The sequence below is a fragment of the Micromonospora sp. NPDC003776 genome (assembly GCF_053605645.1).
Genome location: NZ_JBSGJR010000857.1, coordinates 1 through 1963 on the forward strand (window position 1 = coordinate 1; position 1963 = coordinate 1963).

General features: G+C 76.5%; 3 protein-coding genes. 1 reads left to right on the plus strand and 2 read right to left on the minus strand.

Annotated features, from left to right (window positions below; genetic code table 11):
* Nucleotides 1-162 precede the first annotated feature (162 nt).
* The gene (locus ACWEVO_RS35765) at nt 163-672 is read right to left on the minus strand and encodes a SigE family RNA polymerase sigma factor (protein ID WP_452311823.1); all 510 of its coding nucleotides are present in this window, start codon (nt 670-672) and stop codon (nt 163-165) included.
* Between the two features lie 175 nt (nt 673-847).
* Between ACWEVO_RS35765 and ACWEVO_RS35770 the strand changes: the two genes are divergently transcribed.
* A complete protein-coding gene (locus ACWEVO_RS35770) occupies nt 848-1303 on the plus strand; it encodes a hypothetical protein (protein WP_452311824.1) in 456 nt (151 codons plus the stop codon).
* On the opposite strand, the gene ACWEVO_RS35775 is transcribed toward ACWEVO_RS35770, so the two are convergent.
* Nucleotides 1235-1963: EamA family transporter (locus ACWEVO_RS35775; RefSeq protein ID WP_452311825.1), on the minus strand; the 729-nt coding region annotated here is incomplete at its 5' end. The two genes, ACWEVO_RS35770 and ACWEVO_RS35775, sit on opposite strands and share 69 nt — an antisense overlap.

Below are 1963 nucleotides of genomic sequence, written 5' to 3' on the forward strand. Positions count from 1 at the left end.
CGACGAGCACGGCGGCCACCACCCCCGCCACGCTGAGCGTCACGGCGGTGCGGCGGCGCTTCCGGGCCCGGCGTTCCGCCGGGGTCAACTGGTCCTGCACGATCGGTGCCTCCTCGGCCAGCTCGGAGAGGGTGGTGCGGATGAGGTTCTCGAACGTCCTGCTCACTGCCGTACCTCCAGAAGCTCGACGTCCGGCATGATCTGGCGCAGCCGGACCACCGCCCGGTGGGTACGGCTGCGCACGGTGCCGACCGTGCAGCCCAGCGCCTCGGCCACCTGGGTCTCGGTGAGGTCCTCGTAATAGCGCAGGACCAGCACCGTGCGCTGGGCCGGCGGCAGCTGCCGCAGGGCCGCGCGCATCGCCAGGCGTACGTCGGTGCCGCCGCTCGGGTCCGGCTGGACCGCCTCGTCGGCGCCGGTCAGCGGTGTCTCCCGGCGCCGCCGCAGCCGCCGCCACCAGCTCACCTGCTCCCGGTACATGACCGCACGCAGGTAGCCCTCCGGGTCGGCGTGCCGCAGCGTGCGCCATTTCGGGATGGTCCTCGCCAGCGCCGACTGGAACAGGTCCTCGGCGGCGTGCCGGTCGCCGGTGAGCAGGTACGCGACCCGCATCAACGCCGGCGTACGGCTGGCCACGAACTGCGCCAGCCGGGCCCGGTCGTCCTCGTCCACCCACCCTCCCGTTGTTGTCTGTCATTGATACAGACGCCCCAGCTCAGGCCAGCTATCCCTGACGCCGCAACGGATTCCGCCGCGCAAAGTGTCGGTAGTGGTCGGTACGGTCCCGCCACCAACTCAAGAAAAGGGTGCGGGGAATGGCGAGCGTGGCCGGGCGAGGTGCCCGCTGATGCGGTCCGGGCGGATACGGCTGGACCGCGCGGTGGTGCAGGGCTTCTACGACCGGATGCGGGTGGTGGCGCCGGCCGCGTACGGCGCGATCGAACGGGACCGGGCCGACGACCCGGGGCGCGCCTTCGCCGAGACCGCCTGCGGCCGGCTCGCCGGCTCGCTGGACGCGGCGGGCGTGCGTGCGCTCGGCATGTGGGCGCACCACTGGTGCGTGCGCTTCTACGACGACGACACCCGGGTCGGGGTGCGGCTGTTGCGGGAGATCGCCGGCCGGTCCGGGCTGGGCTGGACCGTCGACGAGGTGCGCTGGCTGCTCGACCGGTCGTACGCGGCCGGCCCCGCGGCGGTGCACCGGTTCGTCCTGCCGCGCGCCGCCATGGCCGACCTACCGCCCGGCGCCCTGCCCGAGTGGGGCGACGCGGCGACCGAGCTGCCCCGCCTCCGTGCCGGCTGACCCCGCCGGCTCCGCCGGCCCGGCCGACCCCGCCGGCTCCGCCGGCCCATCCGGCCCGGCCGACCCCGCCAACTCCGCCGGCTGATCCGGCCCGCGCCGCCGGCCGGCCCGGCCCGGGAGTCGATCGGTGCTGCCCGGGACGCGGTCGGGGAGTTGGCCGAGCACCATCGCGCCCACCGCCACGGCGAAGCCGAGGAGCTGGGCCGGGCTGAGCGCCTGGTCCAGCACCAGCCAGCCGAGCATGGCGGCGGTGAGCGGGCTGAGCGCGCCGAGCACCGACACCCGGGTGACCGGCAGCAGCGCCGCCCCCCGGAACCACAGCGCGTACGCCAGCGCGGTGCCGACCAGCCCGAGCCAGGCGTACCCGAGCAGGGCGGGCCCGTCCGGGGCGGGCGGCGCGCCCTCGACGGCGGCGGCGACCGGCGCGATCAGCAGGCCACCGGCGATCAGTTGCCAACTGGTGGCGGCGAGGGTGCCGACGCCGGGTGGCCGCCCCCAGCGGCGGGTGAGCACCAGTCCCGCGGCCATCGCGGCGGTGCCGGCGAGCCCGGCGGTGAGCCCGAGCGGGTCGAGGCCGGCGCCGGGCCGCAGCACCACCAGGGCGACGCCGAGCGGCGCGGTGAGCGCGGCGAGCAGGGCCCGGCGGCCGGGCCGTTGGCC

Coding starts and splice junctions, on each gene's coding strand:
- ACWEVO_RS35770 (WP_452311824.1), top strand. CDS start 848: ATGCGGTCCGGGCGGATACGGCTGGACCGCGCGGTGGTGCAGGGCTTC.